Source organism: Pseudoalteromonas sp. MMG012 (assembly GCF_018100875.1).
Taxonomy (GTDB): domain Bacteria; phylum Pseudomonadota; class Gammaproteobacteria; order Enterobacterales; family Alteromonadaceae; genus Pseudoalteromonas; species Pseudoalteromonas aurantia.
Genome location: NZ_JAGJEF010000014.1, coordinates 1 through 20,102, shown reverse-complemented (window position 1 = coordinate 20,102; position 20,102 = coordinate 1). Strand labels below are relative to the sequence as shown.

22 protein-coding genes and 1 pseudogene are annotated in these 20,102 nt (G+C 40.3%); 9 read left to right on the top strand and 14 right to left on the bottom strand.

Annotated elements, in window-relative coordinates:
- Nucleotides 1-230: 230 nt before the first annotated feature.
- From J8L97_RS23765 to J8L97_RS24050, 7 genes and pseudogenes are all read right to left on the bottom strand, one after another.
- On the bottom strand, nt 231-362 hold the full coding sequence (locus J8L97_RS23765) for a hypothetical protein (RefSeq protein WP_282098507.1): 132 nt from the start codon (nt 360-362) through the stop codon (nt 231-233).
- 21 nt (nt 363-383) lie between these two features.
- Nucleotides 384-893, bottom strand: coding sequence for a PDDEXK nuclease domain-containing protein (locus J8L97_RS07090; RefSeq protein ID WP_247688567.1), 510 nt, complete (start codon nt 891-893; stop codon nt 384-386).
- A 347-nt stretch (nt 894-1,240) separates the two neighbouring features.
- Entirely contained in the window at nt 1,241-1,474 is a 234-nt protein-coding gene (locus tag J8L97_RS07085; protein ID WP_247688566.1) for a DUF1016 N-terminal domain-containing protein, read from the bottom strand.
- A gap of 245 nt (nt 1,475-1,719) precedes the next feature.
- Nucleotides 1,720-2,670, bottom strand: a complete 951-nt coding sequence (locus tag J8L97_RS07080; RefSeq protein WP_211048393.1) for a heme-binding protein — start codon at nt 2,668-2,670, stop codon at nt 1,720-1,722.
- Between the two features lie 201 nt (nt 2,671-2,871).
- On the bottom strand, nt 2,872-4,332 hold the full coding sequence (locus J8L97_RS07075) for a dipeptidase (RefSeq protein WP_247688569.1): 1,461 nt from the start codon (nt 4,330-4,332) through the stop codon (nt 2,872-2,874).
- 89 nt (nt 4,333-4,421) lie between these two features.
- Nucleotides 4,422-6,293, bottom strand: a complete 1,872-nt coding sequence (locus J8L97_RS07070) for a DUF885 family protein (protein WP_211048391.1) — start codon at nt 6,291-6,293, stop codon at nt 4,422-4,424.
- 147 nt (nt 6,294-6,440) lie between these two features.
- A pseudogene (locus J8L97_RS24050) lies at nt 6,441-7,764 on the bottom strand (PLP-dependent aminotransferase family protein).
- A 208-nt stretch (nt 7,765-7,972) separates the two neighbouring features.
- On the opposite strand from J8L97_RS24050, the gene J8L97_RS07055 reads away from it, so the two are divergent.
- The 3 genes from J8L97_RS07055 to J8L97_RS07045 all read left to right on the top strand — a co-directional run bounded on the left by J8L97_RS07055 (nt 7,973) and on the right by J8L97_RS07045 (nt 9,338).
- Complete coding sequence (locus J8L97_RS07055; RefSeq protein ID WP_211048389.1) at nt 7,973-8,335, top strand: EamA family transporter; 363 nt, start codon at nt 7,973-7,975, stop codon at nt 8,333-8,335.
- Between the two features lie 93 nt (nt 8,336-8,428).
- Nucleotides 8,429-8,881: a DMT family transporter gene (locus J8L97_RS07050; protein WP_211048388.1), complete on the top strand. Its 453-nt coding sequence runs from the start codon at nt 8,429-8,431 to the stop codon at nt 8,879-8,881.
- Between the two features lie 169 nt (nt 8,882-9,050).
- Nucleotides 9,051-9,338, top strand: a complete 288-nt coding sequence (locus J8L97_RS07045) for a hypothetical protein (RefSeq protein ID WP_192509699.1) — start codon at nt 9,051-9,053, stop codon at nt 9,336-9,338.
- Nucleotides 9,339-9,694: 356 nt separating this feature from the next.
- Here J8L97_RS07045 and J8L97_RS07040 read toward each other — a convergent pair whose 3' ends face one another.
- Nucleotides 9,695-10,120: a hypothetical protein gene (locus J8L97_RS07040; protein ID WP_211048387.1), complete on the bottom strand. Its 426-nt coding sequence runs from the start codon at nt 10,118-10,120 to the stop codon at nt 9,695-9,697.
- 13 nt (nt 10,121-10,133) lie between these two features.
- Complete coding sequence (locus J8L97_RS07035) at nt 10,134-11,939, bottom strand: S8 family peptidase (RefSeq protein WP_211048386.1); 1,806 nt, start codon at nt 11,937-11,939, stop codon at nt 10,134-10,136.
- A 265-nt stretch (nt 11,940-12,204) separates the two neighbouring features.
- Here J8L97_RS07035 and J8L97_RS07030 point away from each other — a divergent pair, with 265 nt between their 5' ends.
- The 3 genes from J8L97_RS07030 (at nt 12,205) to J8L97_RS07020 (ending at nt 14,449) form a co-directional block, all read left to right on the top strand.
- The gene (locus tag J8L97_RS07030; protein WP_192509696.1) at nt 12,205-12,357 is read left to right on the top strand and encodes a DUF2986 domain-containing protein; all 153 of its coding nucleotides are present in this window, start codon (nt 12,205-12,207) and stop codon (nt 12,355-12,357) included.
- Nucleotides 12,358-12,646: 289 nt separating this feature from the next.
- Nucleotides 12,647-13,702, top strand: a complete 1,056-nt coding sequence (locus J8L97_RS07025; protein WP_211048385.1) for a hypothetical protein — start codon at nt 12,647-12,649, stop codon at nt 13,700-13,702.
- Nucleotides 13,703-13,765: 63 nt separating this feature from the next.
- Entirely contained in the window at nt 13,766-14,449 is a 684-nt protein-coding gene (locus J8L97_RS07020) for a hypothetical protein (protein WP_210995157.1), read from the top strand.
- Nucleotides 14,450-14,507: 58 nt separating this feature from the next.
- Here J8L97_RS07020 and J8L97_RS07015 read toward each other — a convergent pair whose 3' ends face one another.
- Complete coding sequence (locus tag J8L97_RS07015; RefSeq protein ID WP_211048384.1) at nt 14,508-15,422, bottom strand: hypothetical protein; 915 nt, start codon at nt 15,420-15,422, stop codon at nt 14,508-14,510.
- Nucleotides 15,423-15,703: 281 nt separating this feature from the next.
- Between J8L97_RS07015 and J8L97_RS07010 the strand changes: the two genes are divergently transcribed.
- A complete protein-coding gene (locus tag J8L97_RS07010) occupies nt 15,704-16,603 on the top strand; it encodes a hypothetical protein (RefSeq protein WP_211048383.1) in 900 nt (299 codons plus the stop codon).
- A 20-nt stretch (nt 16,604-16,623) separates the two neighbouring features.
- Here J8L97_RS07010 and J8L97_RS07005 read toward each other — a convergent pair whose 3' ends face one another.
- The 4 genes from J8L97_RS07005 to J8L97_RS06990 are packed head-to-tail and all read right to left on the bottom strand — an operon-like array spanning nt 16,624 to nt 18,262.
- Nucleotides 16,624-17,076 (bottom strand): DUF3106 domain-containing protein, encoded by a 453-nt coding sequence (locus tag J8L97_RS07005; protein ID WP_211048382.1) that lies wholly within the window; start codon nt 17,074-17,076, stop codon nt 16,624-16,626.
- The gene (locus tag J8L97_RS07000; protein ID WP_211048381.1) at nt 17,073-17,369 is read right to left on the bottom strand and encodes a hypothetical protein; all 297 of its coding nucleotides are present in this window, start codon (nt 17,367-17,369) and stop codon (nt 17,073-17,075) included. The genes J8L97_RS07005 and J8L97_RS07000 overlap by 4 nt, the downstream gene beginning before the upstream one ends.
- The gene (locus J8L97_RS06995; RefSeq protein WP_211048380.1) at nt 17,359-17,724 is read right to left on the bottom strand and encodes a hypothetical protein; all 366 of its coding nucleotides are present in this window, start codon (nt 17,722-17,724) and stop codon (nt 17,359-17,361) included. Before J8L97_RS06995 ends, J8L97_RS07000 begins: the two co-directional genes overlap by 11 nt.
- Nucleotides 17,717-18,262: an RNA polymerase sigma factor gene (locus tag J8L97_RS06990; protein WP_211048379.1), complete on the bottom strand. Its 546-nt coding sequence runs from the start codon at nt 18,260-18,262 to the stop codon at nt 17,717-17,719. Before J8L97_RS06990 ends, J8L97_RS06995 begins: the two co-directional genes overlap by 8 nt.
- A 300-nt stretch (nt 18,263-18,562) precedes the next feature.
- On the opposite strand from J8L97_RS06990, the gene J8L97_RS06985 reads away from it, so the two are divergent.
- Both J8L97_RS06985 and J8L97_RS06980 read left to right on the top strand, forming a co-directional pair.
- On the top strand, nt 18,563-19,180 hold the full coding sequence (locus J8L97_RS06985; protein WP_211048378.1) for a hypothetical protein: 618 nt from the start codon (nt 18,563-18,565) through the stop codon (nt 19,178-19,180).
- Between the two features lie 303 nt (nt 19,181-19,483).
- On the top strand, nt 19,484-19,921 hold the full coding sequence (locus J8L97_RS06980; protein WP_211048377.1) for a hypothetical protein: 438 nt from the start codon (nt 19,484-19,486) through the stop codon (nt 19,919-19,921).
- Nucleotides 19,922-20,102 lie beyond the last annotated feature (181 nt).

Genomic DNA, 20,102 nt, shown 5'->3' with positions numbered 1-20,102 from the left:
CCTCACTTTTCAGGACGACGGAATGTGTAACAGCACTTCGATTACTAAGCATTTTTACTAAATTCAGCTCAAAACTTCCCCCTGCCGTCATCCCAAAACTGAGGAATGAGGTGTTTGGGATCCATGCTTGCCCAAATACCCACTCCGCTTGATAAAAAACCCACCGTAGTATGTTTACCCGATCTTGAACAAGCTGATAGCGCTCTTAAAGGCAACTGGCTTAGCGTTTTCTATGTATCTTTATGGTGTAAATCTAAGCGCTGTTTTGCTTTGGCTATAGAATGATGGAGGCGCTGTTCCAGCTGCTCCATAGAGACTAAATTAGTCAGGTACTCAGCAACATGAATATCGCCTTGCTCCATGCCTAACAATTCGATTTGCTCTTATTTTTTACTGGTGCACAGAATGATCCCTAAAGGTGGATTTTCATCTTCTTCTACTTCATATTTATTGAGCCAACTCAAGTACAGTTCCATTTGGCTCTTATGGCTGTGCTTAAACTTCTCAAGCTTCAAATCGATGGCTACTAAGCGCTTTAACTTGCGGTTATAAAACAATAAATCAATATAAAAATCATCATTGTCTATCTGAATACGCTTTTGTCTGGCGATGAAGGTAAAACCAGATCCAAGTTCTAATAAAAATTGCTCAATGTCACGTAAAATAGCATCTTCAAGATCTTTTTCTAAGTAACGATCATTCAACTCTAAAAAGTCTAATATATGAGGGTCTTTCAGCACCAATTCTTGATTAAATTGCCCTGATGCACGCAATTCTGACAGCTCAGACACAATAGCATCATCTGGCTTTTTGGCTATGGCTGTGCGTTCAAACATAACAGCGCCAATTCGTTCGTCAAGTGTCCGTGTTGACCAACGTTCTTGAATTGCCATCGTAGTATAGAAATCACGCTTTATCGGGTCATGAATGCTACTTAACCTCAGCTCTGGATAAGTGGAATTTGCCCAATAAAGCTATTTTCTCACTCTCGGCGTTGCTTTCATTTGCAATTGCCCGCTATTACTGCATAAAAGCACCTTGATATTGAACAAAATATCATCATTGGGTTGTACGTAAGTTTGTTTACAAAATATTTCCTATTCCAAAACCCTTATCCAAACCTGAGGTTACTTAAAATAACAAAATGGCTCCAGCTCAATTGTGCAGACACTGTCTGCACAATTGATAACTCTCTAAAAACATCTTAAAATTTAACCATTTGCATTAAGTTGCGTTGACCTCAACCTCTACCAAATTGTGCTGTTAGCGACTTAGATAAAGTAGATACAACCTGTTTGCCATAATCTGCCCGCTCTCCTGCAAGCACCTCTTGGCTGATCCGCTGACCAACATGCCAATACAGTAGCGTCAGTTCATTATTTACTGCAATTGCTGTGCGTTGTTTCGCTTGCGCAATCAAAATTGACACATCATCAACAAAGCCATGGTTACTCAGTTGTATCTTGTTGGTCATCTCCGGCCTTAAATAAAAGTATTCACACTCAATTAGTTTAACGTTTTAAGTCACCTGCATCCAGACCTCTCGGCAGAGGCAAAAAAAGTAAAAGCCTATCTGGAAATTCATAGAGACACCTTGCTATATAAAAACTACAGAATTCGGTGTTTGAAAACCATGTTCAATATGAGTACCAAAAAACAAAGCTATGACTCACTTAATCGTGTTCCACAACCATACTGAGGCACTCTGTATTCAGCAAGTTAACTTGTTGGCTGCTTTTCAAGCGTATTAATGCTCACATGTGGCCATTTAATTAAGCCTTGACCATCCCGTCTCTCAAAGAAATCAAGCATGACAATTTGTGAATATTGCAGTAACATTTTAGGCTCACCATTTGGGTGCTTTTCTGTCAGTTCATATATCCAAAGTGTTGCTTCAACTTGATCGGCATTGGCTTGGCGTACCACAAATGGAATATTATTGACCCCACCGCTGGCGAGCCTAGAGTCTACTTTCAACTGTGTGACATTAGCCACTTTACCTTGTTGGAAAAAAGGCAAAATTGCTTTATTTAGCAAATCATTAGGCTGCGTCGGGTCGAACACATTTTCAAATAAATGTTTATGAAAATGTAAGTAAGGTATCAAATATGGATTTTCTTCTAAATTATCATTAACTCCTATCGGTAAACCACTAATCTTGGGGATTTCAAACCCAGTCTTACTTTGTGCACTTTGGCCTAACGCCATCAATGAATCGCCATGGGGAATACTTGATAATCGAGCGATATTGAGATCATCCGTGGTATGGTTTTTCATATACAGCCACAGCCCCGGTTCATGATGAATAGCAAGCCCAGATCCACCAGCAAGCCCTGAATCAGGAAAATCAGCTGCTGCAATTTGTTCTATTTGCTGCACATAATCGATTGTTTCTACTTCTTGGTCACCATTCATACCTCGGTTCGGGACGTTTTTATCCACCAATTGGAAGGTAAGTATTTCATTATACTGATTATTTAGAAGCCGATAATCAAGTTCACCTGTAGGAAACGGTAGCGCTATCATATTCCAACCATGACCACTAAATTGCCCCGTATTTTTCCACACTCCCGGTAAATTAGAAAATGGGCCAAGTGCTTCCTCTTGACCCATTACCGCTTTTAACACCCGCTGAGACGGTTTTTGCTCATTACTTGCTGAATCCGACATAATTTGCTCCTGCTATGGTTAATGCATAGTGCCCCTATGCTTGACTATGGTTTTAGCAAGTAAATCGTTTTTTGGGTATTACAGTCGATTACAGGTTATATATCATCTATTTACCAGATACAAAAAAGTCAGCATACTTTAACAGAACATGCTGACTTTACAGATGTTAGCGCGCTCAGGCTAACTGGTGATAACAGTCAGTTACATATTCCCCAGCTCCATCATCATTGCTGTATACATACGTAGATTTAACTTAATTTGTTCCACCGTTAAATATTCATGCTCAGAGTGACCAGTATATTTTTTACCGGGCATGGATGGACCAAAGCTCACCGCATTATCAAACAGCTTGGCGTTAGTTCCCCCCCCAATTGATACAAACCCTGCATCTTCATCTTGGGTATAATGTTTAAATATATCGAGTAACTTTTGCGCATGAGGGGCATTATCAAGCAACATCGGTTCGCCTATATCAACCGTAATATTCGCAAGTGTCACACCGTGTTGTTGCTGCCATTTTGTCACCGCGGTACTAATTTGATGCGCCAATATTGCTTTCTCTTTGCCAACAGGTCGGCGTAAATTAATAGCCACTTCCACAATATTACCACTGCGCTCAATGAGTGTGGGCGACACTGTCATAGGCCCCATAAAGTCATGCTCATAAGCTATATTACCAAATTGCTTACCATGTAAATCTAAGCCGATGAGTTGTCCTACAAAAGTGAGTGCTTGGCCATCGCTATTCTTTTCAAGTTCAACCTCTGAGAGTAACGCTGCTAAGTAAGCTATCGCATTGACACCCGCAGCTGGTTCTGAGGAGTGGGCTGATACCCCCTTACTCGAAATTTTTATCCCATCTGCGACCACATTGAACGCAAATTTAGCTGCACTTAGCTGCATTGCCTTTGCTTTTAACTGTGTGATCACACCCTCGCTTGCATTATGCAAAACAACACTCGCATCCTCTGGGATTTGACTTTTAAAAGCGCCCCCCGTTAATTGTGATACATAAACACCTGTCTGCGCGGATGTAGCATTAAATGTCGGAGTCACTAAACTCCAGCCTTTTTCCGCAACCACAACAGGGTAACTTGCGTCGATTGTTATGGCGTATTTAGGCTGTTGGTAAGTTTTCATAAACGCTTTAAGCGGTGCCCAATCCGACTCTTCAGCCAAATAAATCATCAGTTCCAAACGGTTTTCTAGCGTAATGCCTTTGTCTTTTATTGCTTTCATTGCGTACAGCGCTGTGGCAATAGGGCCTTTATCGTCTTCGGTGCCCCTGGCAATTAATTTGCCTGGCTGTGACGTCATATCAAGTAAATAAGGGCTTTTCTGCCATTTTTTTGCATCTGCTGGCTGCACATCACCATGTGTTACAATGGTCACCTTCTCACGCTGCTGCCCCAGTCCAATTAATACGGTATAACCCAGATCTTGATAATCTAAACCAAGTTCTGCAGCTTTCATTTTCAATAATTGTTTAAAGCCAATAAACTGTGGATTTTCAGGCGCTTTAATACCTTGTTTATTGACTGTTTTAAATGACACCATGTTCGCAAGTGTATGTATTTGCGTTTGCTGATAAGTATCCACCGCGTAGTCAGCGACCCTTTTGCTAGCATCTTGTAAATTTGCTTGTACGTTGCACGCAATCATTGATAACGCAAATAAAGAAAGTCGTTTCACTGGGTTTCCTTAAATAAAAATGGGGGCAAAGCCCCCGTTAATAAAATTCACGCTGGGTATTAAGTATTGCCAAGCGTTTTTATCCATTGGTCGACATCAGCTTCTACAATTGCAAGCGGACGTGCGCCTTTTAATAGCACTAAATCATGAAACGCTTTGATGTCAAATTGACTACCCAATGCCGTTTTCGCTTTATTCCGTAACTCAACAAACTTTAACATCCCTAACTTGTAACCCAACGCTTGTCCTGGCCAAGCAATATAGCGATCAATGGCCGCTGTTACATCGCTCATAGCAGAGCCGGTTGCTTGCGCAAAGTATTCAATCGATTGCTGGCGAGTCCACTTTTTGTAGTGTAACCCTGTATCAACAACTAGGCGCGCTGCTCTATACGCTTCTGCTTGCAATCGCCCTAAGTCACCAAAAGGGTCATTTTCATACATGCCCATTTCATAGGCAACTAACTCAGAGTAAAGTGCCCAACCTTCAATATACCCATTAAACGATGCATTTTGTCGCATTAAACCAATATCTGTTTGCAGCATGTTCAGAGCGATTTGAAAGTGATGACCCGGTACAGCTTCATGGTAAGTTAACGTCTTCATGCCAAAGCTCGGAACCGCTTTCATATCTTTTAGATTGATTGCAAATACCCCAGGACGACTACCATCAAGTGACGGGCCATTGTAATAGCCACCAGGAGCGCCCGCTTCTACCGCTTTCGGGATACGCCTTACTTCTACTTTTTGTGGCGGTAAAGTTGAAAATAACGTTGGTGCCTTGGCATTAATAGTCTCAATTTCACCACGTAAGAAAGTCAATAACTTTTCACGCCCTTCATCTGTGTCATCATATAAAAAACGTGGTTCATCATTTAACTGTTGCATACGCTCACTCACTGAGCCTTTGCTATAACCATTTTCTTTAAGTATTTCATCCATACGCTGCGTAATGCGTGCAACTTCTTGCAAGCCGATGTCGTGAATTTGCTCTGCAGTCATATCCGAATCTGCAAGGTAGGTAATTTCATGCTGATAAAAAGCCGCACCATTGGGCTGTGCCCAAATACCCACCTCTGTAGGCGCTTTTAGTTCAAGAACCTGCATTGTTTTAACCACTTTGTTAAATGCCGGGTAAATTTCTTGCTCAACAATGTGCTGCGCTTTTGCCAATAAAGCCTGCTGCGCAGGTTTATCAATCGAGTCAACAGCTGCAAGTTTTGTCGCGAATGAACTCACTAATGGATGGTCAGACGCGTTCGGGGCGGTAAAATTATTCAAATAGCCAAAGGTGTTTTCAAATAAAGGTTTAGGTAACACTATGCCCTTTTTTGCATCCGCAAGTACTTTTTCTCTCACTTGTTCTGTCAATATTGCAAACGCCGATAAGCGCTTAATGTAATCTGCTGCATCTGACGCTGTTGCTACACCATGCTGGTCTTTCAAAATGTTGGGTATATCAACCAAAGGGCCTGCTAACTGATTAATTATAAAAGGTAAGTGCCCACCCCATGTATCGATGTAACCGCCACTGAACTTTGCATCCCCTGCATAATAACGCGCAATAACTTCGTTAACACTGACATGCAGCCTGTCATTATCTGATAAGTTTTTACTCTGAAGTTGCTTTAGCTGCTCTGCTGCCTTATTCATATCAATTTGTAATGCTTGCATACCCGCCACTGAATAGTCTGGTAATCGGTCGGCGTATGAACCATATAGATCATCAGTCAATTTCAATGAGGTCGCCAGTGCTGGTTGATGTTGTATAAAATTACGGGTGTATTGCGTAACCACTTTATCAACGCTTACTCTGCTGACGACTTGATTTGCCGAACTTTCTACATTACTAGCTTGCGATTGACTACGTTCACTGGAGCATCCAGCTAGTGCAGTAATAACCGCGAATGCAAGTAGGCTTTGTTTGATCATAGTAGAATTCCTTGGAGTGATGAACATACGAGTATTATTGTTATTTTTAGCACGTTTCTACGTTCTTGTTTGAGTTATTTATAATACATTGATGCTGTAAAAACATTTATTGTATCCAATATACACAGCAATGCGATTAATCGCCGTTCATTTCAGCTGTTTCACAATAATTGCGGCTAATTCGGTAATGGCTTTACGCCATGGTATAGTGTCATGAAAGTTGGCCAAACTAAAGCGAATACAATGCTCAAACTGATGATTTGTTGCAAATAAACGACCCGGTAATATGCTTATGCCGTGTTGCAAAGCATCTTCATATACACGATAAGCACACACTCGTACTGGTAATGTTAACCAACACAAAAATGACCCCTGCGGATGCGTTAATTGATAGCAACCCTTCAATAGTGGGTGATGATCCAACGCTTGTCTTAAACGTGTACAAAATACGTGTAAATTTTCTTGATATTGTTTTCTTGCACATTTGAGATGCTGTTTGTATTTACCACTGGCTAAAAAATCAGCCACTGCGGACTGAATTAAATTATGGCCTCCCATACTTTCGCTGATCAAGCGCTTACTAATGCTAGTCTGATATTGTGCAGATATGACCCACCCTACGCGCAATCGAGAATCGAGTGTTTTCGAAAGGGAGCTTACATAAATCACCGTATTATGCTTATCAAGCATTTTTAAACTCGGCAAGGAGCCTGAGAAAGTCAATTCACCAAACACATCATCTTCAATGATCGGCGTATTGCCACATACACTTAGCAGCAGCTTTCTTTGTGCAAGCGGCATTAATGACCCTGTCGGGTTACTAAAATTGGGGGTTACTAACACGGCCTTGACAGGCCATTGCTTAAGCGCACGCTCTAAAGCGCTGACATCCATTCCGTTGTGTATCACATGGGATCTCCAAGATTTTCAAGCCGAGTGATTCTAGCATTAGTAACAAACCAAAGTAGCATGGGGTCTCTATCGCAACAATATCACCAGGTTCAGTGATTGCACGAAGTGCCAAACTGATAGCTTGTTGTGCCCCATTGGTTACTACAATGTCTGCCGGCTTAACGTTAATGCCCTGTTGTTGAGTTATTTTATAAAGCTGTTTCAGTAAGTTATCATCCCCTGGTGGCAGTTGATAATAACTTGGTGTGTGTGTTTGGCGACGACTATGGCGCCCAATCTCAGCGTAAAGTTGTCGAACCGCTGGCAACTCACTACTTGGATGTGCTGACCCTGCAGGCATGCTATGACGGAGCTTAGAGTACTTAAGCACTTCTTTAGAAACAGACAGTAAATCGACTTCTTTTGGCTGCGGTAAATTGGCTACCTCTTCAATAATGAGCTCTTTAACTCGATAACCCGATCGCGGTACGCTATATATAACATCCAATGCTTCCAGCATATCATATGCTTTTATTATGGAATTCTTACTCACACACAGTAATTGGCTTAACCCCCGAATTGACGGGAGCTTTTCACCATACGATAAACTTCCCTGTACAATTTAGTTTTTAATATACTCAACCACTTTTTGATACTTAAACCGACCGCTACTAGGGTTACCCAATTTACTACCTGTACCCTGAAAATCATTCAAAACTGTGCCTATTTATTTTATCTGTGCCCATTTAAAGTTACGATAAGTTAATTATTTAAGCCAGTTGTTTCATATGCTCATTAAATTTATACCCGTTTTGTTTATTGTACTGTGGGCTTCTGGCTTTATTGGGGCCCGGTTTGGTCTCGCTTATGCAGAACCAGCAACCTTATTGTCAATTCGCATGATCATCAATATTATCTTCTTCATTGCCTTAGTCGCACTATTAAAAAGGCACATTCCTAAAGGACGTGCATTCCTACACAGCTGTGTTGTTGGCTTACTGATCCATGCCATGTACTTAGGAGGTTCTTTCCAAGCAATTTCACTTGGTATGCCTGCGGGACTCAATGCACTTTTAGTCGGTATTCAACCTATTCTCACCGTTATCATTTTATTAGTGCTGTCACATAAGCATTTTTCTGTTGTTCAATAGACTGGATTATTACTGGGTTTTGTCGGGATCACTTTAGTATTACAAGGCAACATTCAATGGCAAGATGCTGCACAGAGTCAATTTGCTATCGGTATGAGTCTATTAGCATTAACCGGAATCACTTTGGGTACTTTGTACCAAAAGCGATTTTGTAAAAATGTCGATTTGGTTGGCGCCACATTGGTTCAATACATTGCTGCAAGCTGCTTATTTATTCCATGGGCGGTGCAATTTGAGACAATGCAAGTGCAGTGGACCATCGAATTTATAGCAACACTTGCTTGGTTGGTCTTGGTGCTATCGGTCACAGCAATATTACTGCTGTTGTATATGGTTAAGCAGGGAGAGTCTGAAAGTGTCGCATCAGTGTTTTACTTGGTCCCGCCAGTTACGGCATTACAAGCTTGGTTAGCATTTGGTGAAACATTCGACATTTATGGTATCGCAGGCTTTATTTGTGCAGCCTTTGCAGTCTATTTTGTCGTTAAGGACCCAAAAATGTCAACAACTTCGAAAAATAGCAAAATACTCGTTGAGAATGATTAGCCTTGCTATGTTACTAAAGTAAATGCCTGAAATTTCCCATTCGCTTAGCTAGTAACTTCTCCTTGCTATTCGTAAATGACTCACGTTAAATGATGACTCTATTTTACTGAGTGCTGTTACTTTAGGGTCATGATATTATCAGCACAAATCTCACTTTCGGATACCCGCTATGAATTTAGATAAATCAACAAAACGTATCGCTAAAAGAGTTAAAAATGGATTTCAAGGCTACCCACAAATCTCACTCGCTTATTATGGCGCATCGAGTGACTGCGCAAACGAAGTCATTGTCGAGTTTATTGCAGAAGAAGGGGCGCAGCCACAAGCGCAAAAATTTTCCAGTAAAACAGATGCAAGAAAAGATGAAACGATTCAAACAACCCTTTTAAAAGTCATTGAACGGGCTGATGCAAAAACGGTGTTAGAAACAGCAGGGGTAGTAATTAAAACATGTTGATCTAATCGGCTGAGTATTAAGGTACTCAGTTATTTTTGTTTCGCGGGTCTAACCTGAGTTTTATTTAATTGCCAGTTAGCGTTAACACTCACGGCTTATATTATCACACTCCATTGCTACCTAGCCACCCTTATCTACGTACATCTTATCTAAGTGCATGATACCAAGGTAACATTACTCCGTAAGTTAAGTTATCACTGTGGTGGCGTTGTGAGCAACTAACACGCTTTAATAACATACTTTTTAAGTTAGAACGAACGCGAATAAAGAAAAGTGAAGAAGGTAATACGATTAAACGAGTGCTTGCGTACAATTAAGAAGGCTCAAAAGCCAAGCTTCTGAGCCTTCTTAATGAATTAATTAACCTTAGTACCCAAGTCAATTAAGCCTAAGTCAGCTGATATAACAGTACCTTGCTCACGTAATGTATTCACAACTGCCGTTAGGTTAGACTCTGATGACGTGACAACATAAAATGTTTTGTAGGCTTGCTTCAATGTTAGCCCGTGTGCTGCTGCAACTTTATCTGCATCAGCAAATGATGCCAACTCGATAATGACTTCACCAGTTGCCTCATATGCGCTCAGACCATTTTCACCAATGATAACCTGACCTTTCTCAACACTTTGCTTGCCATTAACTGTGCCAAATTGACCGCCTTGTGCCAATAAAACACTGACATCTTGAAGTTGGTGTTGTGCAAGCTCGTCATTTGTCACATCAGTGTTTGCGATTGCCACTGAAGATGCTGTCAAAGCAGCCATTACTAATAGTTGTTTCATATGCATCGACCCCTTAGTGACCATAAATTCTTAAAGACCAATCTTTTAATACGCCATCTACACTGTTATTTGCATTATTTGTCTCAAATAAGCCAATGTTTTGATTATAAATTAGCGTGTTACTTGTGCCTTTATCTGTATCTATTACTTTAATTGTCCAATTACCTTGCGACTGCTCACCGTAAAAATGGTGGCTTAGCATAATTGCGTCAGTAAACCCGCCATCTGTGCCATTTAAGAAACCGGTACGAGCACTTAGGACCACACTGCGAGTACCCGATGGTGACGTTAACTCTATCGCAATATCGCGTAAACGTTCGTGGTCAATGTTCAGTTTCAATTGTACCGCTTCAACAGTTAGATTTTCTTCAACAACGGTTGTGCTCTGTGCACCTGCCAAACTTGCATCAGGAATAGTCACGTTCGCTTCTTGTCGCTGCCACTCAAGTGTTTGCAACTTAGGTAAAGACACACCTGTAAATAACGCTTTATAAACAGCATCATCGACATTGACTGCCCCTAAGCCATAGAAGTTATGAAAGTGATACCCTGCCGCATTTGTTTGCCATGCAGGAATCGCATCATAGCTCACTTGCTCGCCTGTTGCCGATTCAAAATTAATGGTCACACCATTATGTGTTGGGTCAGTTTTACGTGCTGTAGAAGCGAGTAAATGGCGAACCGTACGAGAATCTAGCGCAGGGTTCGCCGACATGACCGTTGCAACCGCGCCAGAGGTATTTGGTGCTGCTGATGATGTACCGTTCATAGTACCGCGATAGTCACAATTTGGATCAAGCTCTGAACCACCATGTAGGACATTTTTGTGTGCACCAGCTACGTTACCACCTTTGTCACAACCGGTTAAATCCACCGTCACCATCGCGGGCTTATCTTGACCATATTCACCACCTGGTGCTGACAAGAAAACATTCGCACCGGCCGATGAATATGACGATAACTTACCATCTGCATTTAATGCTGACACCACAAGGTTCCAATTGGTCGTATTACCTAAAGTAATATTGGCGTCATGAAATGGTAACCCTTGGTTATTGAAAAACTGGTTATTTTCATATGGTAATACTAAGAATCGGGTACCTTGAATGTAGGTCGAATAACTTCTGAATGAGTTACCCGCTGATTTTACATAAACAGCACCACGTCCCCAATGGCTGTCCAACGTAATATCTTGCATTACTTGCTCTTCTAACGCAAAACGCGGATTGTTTTCTAACTTGCCATTGACCGGTGCTGACGGTGTGCTGCCGTAGCTTTGGTTAAATACACGTGGATCTGTAAAGCGATCTAACGCACGGAAATCTTCATTTAGTCCATGAGATACCATCCAAGATTGGATAGACTGCTCATCTAAAAAGTTAAATCCGACTAAATTTGCATATGGTGAAACACCTCGTCCACCCAAACCATTACCTTCTTCCGCTGCAATTAAACCCGCAACAGCAGTACCATGACCATGGGTATCGGTTGGTGAATTAGTACCATCAATTAAGTTTTTAGAACCGGCTACAACATTGTTGACGAGATCTGGGTGAGAAATTTCAACACCAGTATCAATCACTGAGACTGTAATACCTCGACCTTTAATGCCCATGCGGTCAGAAAAGTCGACATTTAAATCCTCACCAACTTGGCCTGCTGATAATGAAAAACCAGTTTGACCTGTATTTTGTAGATGCCACTGTTGGTAAGTCAGCGGATCTTTTTTTATGAGTTCTTGTGTTGGTGCTGTGTTCGCGTTTGCCACACACGTTGCAGAAAGCACGGCTGCTGCAATGATATTTTTTTTATGATTCATTATTTCCCCTAGAATTAAGCCCCGAAAGGGGAACTAAACATAACACTGAGGTCACAATTCAGCAACAGGAAAAGACACTGCCGTCATGTTAATATTTGCAATTATTTGAATTTACAGCAACTTATAGAAAAAAATAAATAACAAAAAACACAAAATAAAAACATAAAAACGTAAAAACGGAACTAGCAGTGAGAATTTTTATCGTATTATTTCCATTGTGAGTGCATTAGCAATACAATACCGGGCTGTTATTGAGGAGCCACCAATGAACCGTAAAAAAAAGATATACGAAAAGCTAAAGAAAAAAGACAAGCGCGCCAATGCAAAACTACATAAAAGCAATAAACCGCGTTATATTTCGAAAGCTGAAAGAGAAGCGCAACACGAAGTAGTCAATGAATCAGAATCTCCAGAGTAACAACAGCCGCTCTGCAGAAAACGCCCTCTTATTCTTTCCCTACTATTTATTTGTAATGCACTGTAATTACATTATTTGCTTATTATTACTATACTCGTTGTTAATTAGTCATCATTGAACTTTGAACAAGTACTTGCCCGCTCAAAGCGATTACCGTCGTCTTAGATAATCATGATTGTGTAACAACAATTAATGAACCGAAATTGCATGGCATGTGCCAATGCAACTAGGTGGTATTTTGTCTCATGTTCAACTATATATCCGTAGACTTTAATAATAAGGAAGTATCATGGCAACAAACACTCAAACAGTCCCTCTAAAGCAAGCAGTCAAAAACCCTAACAATGTTGAAGCAAAGAAATATTATGTTTTCAACGAAACTGGGAATATCATGATGTCTAGTACCATAGACGCTAGCACCCCTTTATCTGAGTCCGTTCAAAAGGTGTTTGCCGAAGTATCTGTATTTTTTGCAGGCATGTCACGCGCAATAACAACCACAAAAAACCCAGCAACTAAAAAACCATATTCTCTATATAACTACGAAGCCCTACAAAATATCATTAGTGGCTCAGGGCTCTTTGTTCATGTTACTGAAGAGGATGTAAAATACGAAACAAAAAGTTTCGGTGCTGATTTTAGTAAGGAGCTTATCGAATCACTGCTAGGTTTAGCAACTGGCCCCGGCGAAATGAGCTTTGCCTCAGCCATGGTCTCTTCAATTGGTAAAGAGGGCCTAAATATATCGGGTTCTAAAAGCCACTCAAGCAGTAAAGTAGGTAACATCGTTTTTGTGTGTGAATACTTACTAGGTATGCCTATAGTGAGTGCCATTGTCGTCTATGCAGATTGCGAGCAAAATAAGCAGCAACTTAAATTAGGTCCTTGTTTTAGTGAGTCTTCAATCTCAACAACGTGGACACTACATAAAGATACTTATATGTTTGTTACCCCATCGTTCATTAAATCATATGCAGGGGACTTAGATGCCATCAACTCTGATCCTGACTACTTAGAGTTAATCAACTGGTTAAGTGGCTTGCTGACACAAACACCGACAATAAATGACATCGTTGATGCTAAAACATTCTCCATCATTGAATCTGGTTCAGCACTTTCTACGGGTACAACCTACCAAATCCAAGGTCAGTTTTTACCAGTAGAGGCTGGAAAGTTAAGGTTTGCAGATGGTGACGGTGTGATCACTGCTGCTAATTGGGGTACTGATTCAATTAACTTCACCGTGTCAGGTACACAAGCAACGGTTTCTACTATAGAAGTACTTGATAAGTCGGGTAATGTAGTTGCTCAAAGTGCTGAAACATTTAACATAGCAACTTCATAAAGTATACTTTTTGAGGCTTAGTCCACTTATGGCTAAGCCTTTAATTGATGGAGCATATTATTTTTGAAATGGTTTAGCCTATTTAGCCGTAAAAGCCGTGAAACATCAGCCAATACCCAGCTTTGCACCACGCTGCCCCGTTATACTTACTTTAATGCAACTGGTCATATCTTGTTTTCCACACATCATGATCCAAGAAAACCATTACCGAGTGCCGTACAGTTGCAATTTTTTAAAGCAGTCAGTTTATTCTCGGCAATGATGAAAACACTTTCGACAACACCGAACCCTGCAACAGGAAAGCCATACTCCGCATTTAATTATCACGCATTATCAACGTTAATTAATAAAACGGGTTACTTTGTGCAAACATCAAATATTGAGTTGACAATAAACCACCAAGATTTGCGTCAAAATAACCACCCGAAATTATTTGAAACACTGTTAGGAATTAATGTCTCAGGTCAAGAACTCGCCTTCGCCCCCGCCATTATTCATAGTATAGAAAAAGAAACACTACGAATGAGTAAAGCGGAGCAAAAAAAAGACTTTAAATCAGCATACTTGGTGTTTGTTTGCGAATGTATTGGTGGCATGCCACTCATTTCAATACAACTTTTTTCTTTTGATAGTATTAAACAAAGCGATGTATTGAAGCAAAAAACATGCTCAACCAAAACGTCAAAAGATCTCGCTTGGACATTAAACAAAGAAAGCTATTTGTACTTACCTGATCAAGTAATGTGAGCATAACATCATGTAATATTACATGATGTTATGCTGTGCAACAGAGCTTAAGCAAACATTATGGGTTAGCTGAATTTCTTAATTCTTCAAGCATTCTCTCATCGCCTATAATGCTTTCTAATAACTGTTTCAATTTCGCATCAGGCGCATTGTCATAAAGTGCTAAAATATCTTCCGCTACTTTCTTACTGTATTCAGGCTGTTTGCTTTGCGCTTTATAATATTGAGCCACAAGCCCTTCCGCTGCCATACTTCTGATATAATCATTTTGTTCTTTCTCTAACATAGTGACAAAGCTATCCGACACCCTTGGATCAGCAACAGGTGTATGTGCGACCACCTCAAGTGCTTGAATTTTAACTTTATCATCACTGCTGTTTTTACTAATTTTCAAAATAGCATCAACAGCTTCATAATCATATTCTGGCATTTCCGTCTTATTAAGCATAAACATTGTCATCTGTAACTGGCTCATAGCTGCAAGTCTATCCATAACCGGTAAGTTCTCATCGATGATCTGTCGTTTGAGATCCTTACCAACTTGTCGCGCATACTCTGGATCTGTTTTAATTCTGATTTCATAATCTTCTGGTAAATCTTCGTAGAACCCATACATCGGGTTTTGCTCACGAAGTTTTTCACGTTCTTTTTGCTCTTTATTTTCCAATACTTCTAATACCGCGTCAGCAAAGTTCCCAGATACACCTGCGACAATGCCTGTCTCTTTTTGACTATACTGAATATTATTTATGCGCTCTTCCAAATCTAAAATATAACGACGTAGTTCCAATATTTCCGTATCAACATCATCATTGTCAGACCCTGTCCCCCATTGCTGAGTGTTTTCATGATCGGACGCTGCATTTATAACGCTAACCTCCGAGGCTCCTTGTTTAAAAAACGTACCATACACAACAACAGCCAACGCAGAAGCCGACAGAACCAGTGACAAATTAATTTTATTGGAAGACATAAAAAGCTCATTAAATATAAAAACTGAAAGTTATACAAAGAACAGGGACTGGTCACGCATAAAACTGTAAAAAGTTGTATGACTCAACACCAAACAATGATTTTACGGCGAATAACCAAAAAACAATGCTAAGACATACGTCATTCCTTGTACTAATAGCCAACACACTAGCATTTAACACGCCAAACATGCGAACATTAAGCGATATATATAACAAAAACTTCAGCATTTTTTCAAACTCCGCTAATATTCATTACTCAATAAGAAAATACAGAACGTAAATGCCAATAATTAAAGTATGGATTTATCTCACGCTCACCATTTTTTTATTTAATATACAACAAGGACTTGCAAGTGATATTTATCTTAGCGCTTCACAAGTAAAGCACACGATACCATTTCGCCAACAACATGTTGATTTTGACCCTATTGGCGTGAATGCACTTGCCTCATTTGACGTCACAGCAAAACATACCATCTCGTTCAATTACGGTTTATGGGCACAAGATACCCAGATCACTGAATCTCTCCAAGCAGATATTGAGGTTGATACATATGGCATTGCCCTTACTTACTATTTCGATGATGCCTGGTATGGGTCTGTTTTTTACGATCACTGGCAAGATAATGTTCAGATACAGAATACGGCGCGCAAGTTCAGCGCTTTGGAACAAAAAAACCGCGCTTATAGTTACACAGGTACCCTTGGCTGGGGTACAGAAATGGGATCTTTTTATTACAATGTATCCACAACAATACAAAGCAATAAATGGGAAAGTGATGAATCTATAACTCTCCCCAAAACTCGAAGCGCACGTACCATTCAAGAAATTGACACAACGTTCGCCTCTATCGCGCTTGATGCGTCTCGCTATGCTACATTGAGTCAACATAACGCACTTATCTATGGTATTCAGGTCAGTTGGCACCAACTAGTCAAAGACAATAGTATAACCGCGCTAAACACCAACCCAATACGTCAAGGCAATACACGTCGAACTAATTCAAGAACAAACATTGGCATTACTGATCACCTGAGTACTGATAGCTACGGACAAGCACGTTTTTACACTATGTTGCTGCTGGGTGAGTTTTGGACAATGGATGTGTCATTCAGCCAAGATTTTTCAACTGATACCTCTGGTAATGATTTGTCTATGGGCCTTGGCTATCAGTTTTAGTGTCATTCCCTGTTGGTATGTCAGCCCCCGCCTTTTCTTATACGTTTTCGCTGTATTGCTCTTTGCTTTCTCTGCTTCGTTTGTCGAAACTTATCTCGAAGCGCACGCTGCTGTGCTTTTGGCAACTTATTAAACTTTTTATGCACATCGCGTAGCTTTTTTTGTTGCGTGGCTGGCAATTTTTTGAATTTATCATATTGAATTTGCAGTTTTTGTTGTTGTTCTTTAGGCAAGCTTCGCCACTGTTCAAATTGTTTAGTACTACTTGTGCGTTGCTGTTCATTCATACTTAACCAACGGTCAGCACCTCTCATAAGCTGCTGCTGTTTGCCAGTATCCAGCTCAGCCCATTGCTCCTTAACATTAACCAACACTTGCTTGTGCGCTTTACTCAAAGTCTCCCAGCTTTGCTGTGCATCCACACTCATACAGGTAAAAAAAACAGCTAAAAAGACCAAAAAAATGATTCTCATTTTACCTCCTCCTTTACTTTCAATGGCTGTTTACTCTCTGCTTCAACGCGTTTCTCTGTATTTTCATGCGTATCGGCTTCCTGCACTTTTGTCATATCTAAAGGCCCAACGATATCACCATTAACTAGTGTTAAATCAGATAAATATAGTAAAAATTCTACCGAAATAGCGCCTTTAGATACGGCGCCAGTATCTTGCTTTTTCAATTCAGTAACCTTGTGCTCATTAATTTCATTCGCACTCAGTAAGCTGGAAGCGCTTAACATCACTACCCATGCTATTTTATAGCTCATAGTCACTATTTGCTAACCATTGCACAAATTCGATATCTTCTAACATGGCAATATCCTCCGATGGCAGCATATCATTTGCGTGTAACATTGCTGTTGGGATACTCGTGACTGCCATCGGCGACTCTATTAACAAATTAGATAAAAATCCCCCTCCAATCATCAGTACAATCGCAAATGCCGAAGCATACTTTAATTGAACCTTCATTGGCTGGTGCTGTACATCAGTGCTTGCTTCGATAGCTTTTAGTCGCACCTTTGCGAGTTGAGATGCTGTCAAGCTATCAGTATCATTTAGTTTCTGATCCAACACATTGCATATCTGTTGTTCATGCTGTGCTAATGGCCTATCACTCATTTCCTACCTCAATACCTACTTTCAGTTTTGCACTCGCTCTAGAGAAGTGGGTCTTAATTGTTCCTTGCGAACACTTCATTATCTGAGCCGTCTCTTTAACCGATAACCCTTCCCAAGCGCGCAATAAAAAGCACTGCTGCTGCTTCACTGGTAACTCATTTAACATTGCCAGCACATATTCACTCTGTTGTTTCTGCTGTGCACTTTGCTCAGGGCAATCGGCAAGTGAAGCCAGCCAAGGTTCCGGCGTCCCGTCTTCTTCACGCCAAAAAGTCATAATTCGACGCACCTTTTGCTTCCTATGCCAATCCATAATTAAATTTTGTACTATGCGGTAAAACAGCGGTTTCCACTGCTCTTGTGGTTTACAGTGATAATGAGTAGCAAACTTTAACATCGCATCTTGCACAATATCTAGCGCTTCAGCATGATTTGCCAAAGAGATAAGCGCCATGTTATACGCTTTTTTCTCAACCACCATTAGAAAGCTATTTAACGACATCTGGCTAGGTGTTTCACCCATATTTGCAATCACCATTATTTCCTTTAGCCACCGCCAACTCTGTTGCTTTATGAATATTGCCACCTACACATTACTGGTCCTCATTCTATTAAACGTATCAGAAATTTGATGGTTGACAAACTGAGTCACATTTTTTGCACATTTACCCTTCATTTTAGATTTAACGAACACGAGATAATTGGTAGATGCGTTCCGAAAAATAAAATTGCTTTTATTTCATAAAGTTAAAAATAAACAGTTTTTTTACGGTAACTTTGTCAACCATTCACTGACTTAACCGTTGTAACCTTTGAATCTACTAAAAAGAGAATGACTATGAACCTTTCAATCATCAATATCGCATTAATCGGCACTGCATTAACCGCGCTTACGCTCAGTAACCCTGTAGACGCACGTAAAGGTGGAAAAAGTAAAAAGAAAGCCCCTGAAATTATGTTTGCACGCATCGATGTAGACGAAAGTACCACCATTACTTTGGATGAGCTACTTGCAAACATTGATAGTCGCGCACAGAAAAAACTTGATAAAGCAGATACCGATACGAGCTCTGAAATTGAGTTAAGCGAATTTTTGGCTAAAAAGCGCAACCAAACAGATTTATCAACTTATGCTGCTGCTATTGTACAATGTGTTCAAGACGCTAAAGATGCCAGTGGAGACAACAGCATAACGGTACCGGATGTCGATAAATTCGCATCACCTGAAGATAAATTTTCAGCATTAGATACTGATGTTAACGGTGGTCTCAGCTTATCAGAAATCACATCAGCAATGACAACACATAAAACAGGTACTTTCACTGCAATGGACTCTGACACTAGTAGCGATGTCACTTTAGATGAGTTTACAGTCTATTTTGAAGGAAAAAAAGCCACGCGAATGGCAGTAAAAACATGTATCAATGAACTTATTGACGACTCAGATCCAGTCTAGTTAAATTAGCTCGAACTACGCAGATAGTGTTCAACTAATTTAAGTGTTCACATGGACAAGTATCGATAGCAAAGCTGTCGGTACTTTTTCCCTCCTCATCAACAAACCCCAACAGACTCAAAGCTTAATAATAACTCCCCTCTAAAGTTGCGATATCAAGATATCTTGTCTGGCATACTCATCAAACAGCACTCAATGCTTCAATATATGCCCATTTGTTAAGATTATGTAATGATAGCACCTAAATTGCTTGTATTATCACTTGATAATGTCTTGAAAACACTCGCACGGAAGGAGTTACCAATGATTGTCAATCAAACCAGTTATGTAAACCACTCATATACAACACAATCTCAGAAGCCAATTGCAGCAAGTAGTCAAACAACAACATCGGCTGGTAAATCTGATCAAGTTTCAATTAGTGATGCTGGTAGGCAAGCACAAGGAAAATGGCAAGAAATTGCCAATAAGTATGATGTGCACAGTATTACAGCTAAAGATATGCGCTCACTCTCCAAAGAGCTATATGACGGGGGCTTTATTGGCACAGGTCAAATGATGTCAATAGGCGCGCCAACATCTATGAACGAAGACCCTAACCAAAAGCATGACTTACTTAATGATATGCGAGAAACATTTAAAATATCTACGGCAATGGGCGGTCATACCGAGCAGTCAGAGCAAATATATTTATACTCAATAGCAGTACTAGAACGCTTAGTACAGAGCAAAAATCAATAATATAAAGTCAAAATGTACGCTTTATCATTTCCTAAGCTAAGACGGCTTATGACTTATAGCCCATACATAGGTCAAAAACACGATCTTCATATCGCTCTTCTGACATCCCCCCTTGCTTAGTTTCAATAACCTAACATATCCAAGCTGGCATTTAAAGCTCTATCGCATGAGCCTACTAAAA

What these genes read in the sequence shown, in the direction of transcription:
- J8L97_RS23765 (WP_282098507.1), bottom strand. Translation starts at nt 362, where the DNA reads ATGGAGCAAGGCGATATTCATGTTGCTGAGTACCTGACTAATTTAGTC.
- J8L97_RS07090 (WP_247688567.1), bottom strand. Translation starts at nt 893, where the DNA reads ATGGCAATTCAAGAACGTTGGTCAACACGGACACTTGACGAACGAATT.
- J8L97_RS07085 (WP_247688566.1), bottom strand. Translation starts at nt 1,474, where the DNA reads ATGACCAACAAGATACAACTGAGTAACCATGGCTTTGTTGATGATGTG.
- J8L97_RS07080 (WP_211048393.1), bottom strand. Translation starts at nt 2,670, where the DNA reads ATGTCGGATTCAGCAAGTAATGAGCAAAAACCGTCTCAGCGGGTGTTA.
- J8L97_RS07075 (WP_247688569.1), bottom strand. Translation starts at nt 4,332, where the DNA reads ATGATTGCGTGCAACGTACAAGCAAATTTACAAGATGCTAGCAAAAGG.
- J8L97_RS07070 (WP_211048391.1), bottom strand. Translation starts at nt 6,293, where the DNA reads ATGATCAAACAAAGCCTACTTGCATTCGCGGTTATTACTGCACTAGCT.
- J8L97_RS07055 (WP_211048389.1), top strand. Translation starts at nt 7,973, where the DNA reads ATGCTCATTAAATTTATACCCGTTTTGTTTATTGTACTGTGGGCTTCT.
- J8L97_RS07050 (WP_211048388.1), top strand. Translation starts at nt 8,429, where the DNA reads ATGAGTCTATTAGCATTAACCGGAATCACTTTGGGTACTTTGTACCAA.
- J8L97_RS07045 (WP_192509699.1), top strand. Translation starts at nt 9,051, where the DNA reads ATGAATTTAGATAAATCAACAAAACGTATCGCTAAAAGAGTTAAAAAT.
- J8L97_RS07040 (WP_211048387.1), bottom strand. Translation starts at nt 10,120, where the DNA reads ATGAAACAACTATTAGTAATGGCTGCTTTGACAGCATCTTCAGTGGCA.
- J8L97_RS07035 (WP_211048386.1), bottom strand. Translation starts at nt 11,939, where the DNA reads ATGAATCATAAAAAAAATATCATTGCAGCAGCCGTGCTTTCTGCAACG.
- J8L97_RS07030 (WP_192509696.1), top strand. Translation starts at nt 12,205, where the DNA reads ATGAACCGTAAAAAAAAGATATACGAAAAGCTAAAGAAAAAAGACAAG.
- J8L97_RS07025 (WP_211048385.1), top strand. Translation starts at nt 12,647, where the DNA reads ATGGCAACAAACACTCAAACAGTCCCTCTAAAGCAAGCAGTCAAAAAC.
- J8L97_RS07015 (WP_211048384.1), bottom strand. Translation starts at nt 15,422, where the DNA reads ATGTCTTCCAATAAAATTAATTTGTCACTGGTTCTGTCGGCTTCTGCG.
- J8L97_RS07010 (WP_211048383.1), top strand. Translation starts at nt 15,704, where the DNA reads ATGCCAATAATTAAAGTATGGATTTATCTCACGCTCACCATTTTTTTA.
- J8L97_RS07005 (WP_211048382.1), bottom strand. Translation starts at nt 17,076, where the DNA reads ATGAGAATCATTTTTTTGGTCTTTTTAGCTGTTTTTTTTACCTGTATG.
- J8L97_RS07000 (WP_211048381.1), bottom strand. Translation starts at nt 17,369, where the DNA reads ATGAGCTATAAAATAGCATGGGTAGTGATGTTAAGCGCTTCCAGCTTA.
- J8L97_RS06995 (WP_211048380.1), bottom strand. Translation starts at nt 17,724, where the DNA reads ATGAGTGATAGGCCATTAGCACAGCATGAACAACAGATATGCAATGTG.
- J8L97_RS06990 (WP_211048379.1), bottom strand. Translation starts at nt 18,262, where the DNA reads ATGGTGATTGCAAATATGGGTGAAACACCTAGCCAGATGTCGTTAAAT.
- J8L97_RS06985 (WP_211048378.1), top strand. Translation starts at nt 18,563, where the DNA reads ATGAACCTTTCAATCATCAATATCGCATTAATCGGCACTGCATTAACC.
- J8L97_RS06980 (WP_211048377.1), top strand. Translation starts at nt 19,484, where the DNA reads ATGATTGTCAATCAAACCAGTTATGTAAACCACTCATATACAACACAA.